At 66.6% G+C, this 4,260-nt stretch carries 3 protein-coding genes; 1 reads left to right on the top strand and 2 read right to left on the bottom strand.

The features are described 5' to 3' along the window. Positions 1-150 precede the first annotated feature (150 nt). Both mpl and EB084_20710 read right to left on the bottom strand, forming a co-directional pair. Positions 151-1,716 (bottom strand): UDP-N-acetylmuramate:L-alanyl-gamma-D-glutamyl-meso-diaminopimelate ligase, encoded by a 1,566-nt coding sequence (gene mpl, locus EB084_20705; protein ID NDD30687.1) that lies wholly within the window; start codon positions 1,714-1,716, stop codon positions 151-153. Positions 1,717-2,150: 434 nt separating this feature from the next. Further along, positions 2,151-3,815, bottom strand: a complete 1,665-nt coding sequence (locus EB084_20710) for a response regulator (GenBank protein ID NDD30688.1) — start codon at positions 3,813-3,815, stop codon at positions 2,151-2,153. Here EB084_20710 and EB084_20715 point away from each other — a divergent pair. Further along, a complete protein-coding gene (locus EB084_20715) occupies positions 3,526-4,191 on the top strand; it encodes an enoyl-CoA hydratase/isomerase family protein (GenBank protein NDD30689.1) in 666 nt (221 codons plus the stop codon). The genes EB084_20710 and EB084_20715 overlap by 290 nt on opposite strands. Positions 4,192-4,260 lie beyond the last annotated feature (69 nt).

Here is a 4,260-nt window from a genome sequence, read left to right on the forward strand (position 1 = left end):
CCCGCACCCACCCTCCAGGCAAAAAAAACAGGCCGCGTTGCCGCGACCTGTGGGGAACCAACCCGCCCGGGGTTGAACCTTTTTCAATCTGTGGCCCCAAGAAAGCCCGCCATTCTCAGGCGGGCCTCTGTGCCGCGTGCCAAACCCGTGCTAGACGGCCGGCTGCGGCGCTGCGCGCAGGGTCAGCACCGGCGCGCGAAACTCGGTGTCGGCCTGCTCGGCCTTCATCGACACCTGGGTTGCGACGGCCTCGCGCGCGGTCTGATGCACGCCGCTGTCTTCGACCGGAGCGATCTCGCCGCTCAGGCGCTCGTCGAACGCGCGTAGCAGCTTGTCGTGGATGTTGCCGAACGCGCCGTTCGACATCACGAGCACCACGTCGCCCGGCTGCGCCTCGCGGCGCATCATCTCGACGATGGCGTCGGCGTCCGGGTAGAAGCCCGCCTTCTTGCCCGCCGCCACCAGGTCGTCGACCAGGCGGTGAGAACTGAACAGGCGATCCGGCTCGATGGCCTCAGGCAGGAACACATCGGCCACCACCACGCGGTCGGCGGCGTCGAACGACTTGACGTAGTCCTTCTGGAAGAAGTCGCGGCGGCTCGAGGCCGTGCGCGGCTCCCACACGGCCCACACGGTGCGGCGCGGGTAGCGGGCCTTCACGGCCTTCACGGTCTCGCGCACCTTGGTGGGGTGGTGGGCGAAGTCGTCCATCACGATGATGTCGTCGACCACGCCGCGGATCTCCTGACGGCGCTTCACGCCCTCATACGACGCGAGTCCCGTGGCAATCTCGTCGCTGCCCAGGCCGATGCGGTTGCAGATGGCGATGACACCGAGGGCATTCTGCACATTGTGGCGTCCGGCCATCGGCAGCAGGAAGCGCCCGAAGAGCTTGCCCTCGTGGGTCACCGTGAACGAGGTTCCCTCTTCGCCGATGACGATGTCGCTGGCGAGCCAGCTGGCGCCCGTCTTGAGCCCGTAGGTCTCGACGGCGCACGGAACGTTCGTGAGCAGCGGCTTCACGGCTGGGTAGTCGGTGCACACGGCGAGGAAGCCGTCGGCCGGCAGGCGGTCGATGAGGTGGGTGCGGAAGGTCTCTTGAATGTGGGCGAGGTCGGTGAAGATGTCGCCGTGGTCGAACTCCATGCTGTTGATGACGGCCATCTTGGCGCGATAGTAGTGGAACTTCGGCACCTTGTGGAAGAAGGCGGTCTGGTACTCGTCACCCTCGACGACGAAGTGGCGGCCCTCGCCGGTCTTGAAGCTCTTCTCGAAGTTCTTCGCCACGCCGCCCACCATGAAGCTGGGCGAGCGTCCGGCGCTCTCGAGCACCCACGAGAGCATCGACGTCGACGTGGTCTTGCCGTGCGTGCCGGTCACCACCAGCGACTCGCGGTCGCAGATGAAGTACTCTGCCAGCGCCTCGGGGAACGACATGTGCGGCAGGCCCTGCGCCAGCACGGCCTCGACCTCGGGATTGCCGGGCTTTGCGGCATTGCCGATGATGACCAAGTCAGGACGCGGCTCGAGGTTGGCGGCGTTGAATCCGATGGAGACGGGGATCTGCAGGTCAGCCAGCTGGTGCGACATGGGCGGATAGACGTTCTCGTCAGACCCGGTGACGTGATAACCGGCCGACTTCAGCAGGCCCGCAAGCGAACCCATGCCGATTCCGCAAATCGCGACCATGTGGATGTGCCGCACCTGTTGGTTCATGATGCTCCTCACTTCGCGTCCCCGCGCGTCTGTGATGTGGCGTTCTGGCGCTGCGCGCGGGTTGAGCCGTGCGCGTCCCGTCCTTGTCGCGGAGACACGCCGCTCAGTGCCGGCCTGCGCAGCGACGCGCGCCGGAGAGCATGGGGGCATCTCCACGCTCGTCAGTATACTTGTCAACCATTGCCCTTTGGTCAACGGAACATTACAAAACGGTTACAAAGGCGAGATTTTTTTTCAACTTCGCTTCTGATGGCAGCGCGAGGTCGCTCCAACCGTCCACACCAGCACAATGGGGCTTGACATGAACACGACTCCCGGAGTGTGAAGGCGCACGCTGCAGTGCCAGAGCACGACCTCGAGCCACCGCCACAGGCCGTTTCTGTCCATCTCGAGGAGTACGAACACCCGTTACAGGCGAGGCGTGGGCCCGTCGGTCACTCCGGATCTCCGAAGCGCGCCTTGATCTCGAGCGCGTCTTCGAGCGTTCCCAGAAACGCCCGCACCACCTCCGGGTCGAACTGGGTGCCGCGCCCCTTCTTGATGAGGTCGAGGGCTTCGTCGACCTCGAAGGCGGGCTTGTAGCAGCGCTTCGTGGTGAGGGCGTCGAACACGTCGGCCAGCGAGACGATGCGTGCCACGAGCGGAATCTCTCCCCCCGACAGCCCGTGCGGGTAGCCACTGCCGTCCCACCGCTCGTGATGGTTGAGGGCGATGGTCTCGCCCATGCGCAGCAGCTCAGACGACGACCCGCTCAAGATGCGCGCGCCGATGATGGTGTGCTGCTTCATCTGCTCGAACTCTTCGGGCGTGAACTTGCCGGGCTTCATGAGAATGGCGTCTGGGATGCCGATCTTGCCGATGTCGTGCATGGGGCTTGCGCGCTTCACCGTGGTGGCCTCTTCGGCGGTCATGCCGAGGCGTCGCGCCAGCACCTCGGAGTAGCTCGACATGCGCTGGATGTGCGAAGCCGTGTCATCGTCGCGGTACTCGGCGGCGATGGCCAGGCGCAGAATGGTCTCCTCGTGCGCGGCCTCGAGGCGGCGCTGGGCCTCTTCGAGACGCTCGAGGGCCTCTTGAAGGCGCCTCGACTTCTCGACCTCGCTGCCGTAGAGCACCCCCAGCTCCTGGGCGTAGATGGCCAGCTGGCTGCGCTCCATGTGCTGCAGGTCGACCAGCGAGCGCAGCCGGCGCCCCAGGCCCTCCGCCTGAGGCTCAAGGGGCGCGGCCTCGTGCATTGCGACCTCGGCCAGGAGCCGATGGACGCCGCTCTCGGTGAGCTCGCTCCCCTCCCCGCCCAGCAGCGAGCGGATCTTGTCGAGCAGCTGGATGGGGCTGAACGGCTTGGTGAAGTACTCGTCGGCCCCCTCGCGCAGCCCCTCTTCGCGGTCTTCCTCGAGCATCTCGCCGGTGAGCATGACGATCTTCATGTGCCGTGTTCGCGCGTCAGCCTTCAGCTCACGGCATACCTCGAGACCACTGATGCCCGGCATGCGCACATCGAGCAGCACCAGGTCCGGGAGCTCGTCACGCGCGATGGTGAGTGCGTCTTCGCCGTTCGACGCCTCGATGATGGCATAGCCCTGGCTCTTGAGCGTGCTCCGCGCGATCTGGCGGATCACAGGCTGATCGTCGACGACCAGTATCTTGTTTACCCTCGCCACGCGCGGGGTTTCTGGAGAACATCGAGGAGATCCTCCCCGAACCGCTCGCCGCGTCGAGGCGACACCCGCGGTGGCGACGCTCTGGTATCGTTTCACCAGACGTGCCATCACCGTGTTCGAACCTGCAAGAGATGAGGGTGGCCTTCTCATGGAAGTTCTGCTCGATGCCCCCGTGGCAACCCTGGTGGCTGACCACGCAGACGGCAACGCCATCGACCGTCGGTTCGTGGCGAGCCTGCGCCGCGCGTTGCGGCGAACCCAGGCCCTGGGAGCCCGTTCTGCCGTCATCGTGGGCATCGGCGAGGTCTTCTCGAGCGGGCTGCCCGCGGCCCGAGGCGGAGAGACCGACCCGCGACGCGTCGCGCGCCTGATGAACGGGTTCTCGAGCCTGCTGGCCGAGATGCTCGACGCCCCCATGCCGCTGGTGGGGGCGGTCAACGGTCACGCCATCGGCGGGGGATGTCTGCTCGCCCTGGCCTGCGACCATCTCGTGATGGCCAGGGGCGAGGGGCGTATCGGGCTCAACGACGCGACCTGGGGACTGTGCCTGCCATCGCGCGCCCTCGCCCTCGTGGTCGATCGCGTTCCACGCGCGGCCTGGAGCGATCTCGTATTGCGAGGACGCCTCATCGACGCCGAGGAGGCGCACGATGTCGGGCTGGTGCATCAGGCGGTCGAGCCCTTCCTCCTGCTGCAGAGCGCCACAGCGGTGGCCCGAGAGCTGGCGGCCCGCCCCCCTGCCCAGCTGGCGGTGGCCCGTCAGGCACTGAACGGCCCCCTGGTCGCCCGGCTGCGCCCTCCCCCGCTTTCTTGAGGTCCGGGGAGCGACGGGGCGCAGGAGGGGCGAACCCGACGGGCGAAGCCTCGGCCGCCTTTCCCCTCG

The organism is Pseudomonadota bacterium (genome assembly GCA_010028905.1).
Taxonomy (GTDB): Bacteria; Vulcanimicrobiota; Xenobia; order RGZZ01; family RGZZ01; genus RGZZ01.

Bases quoted from the DNA above. Each gene is read 5' to 3' on its own strand.
- mpl (NDD30687.1), bottom strand. From the start codon at position 1,716: ATGAACCAACAGGTGCGGCACATCCACATGGTCGCGATTTGCGGAATC.
- EB084_20715 (NDD30689.1), top strand. From the start codon at position 3,526: ATGGAAGTTCTGCTCGATGCCCCCGTGGCAACCCTGGTGGCTGACCAC.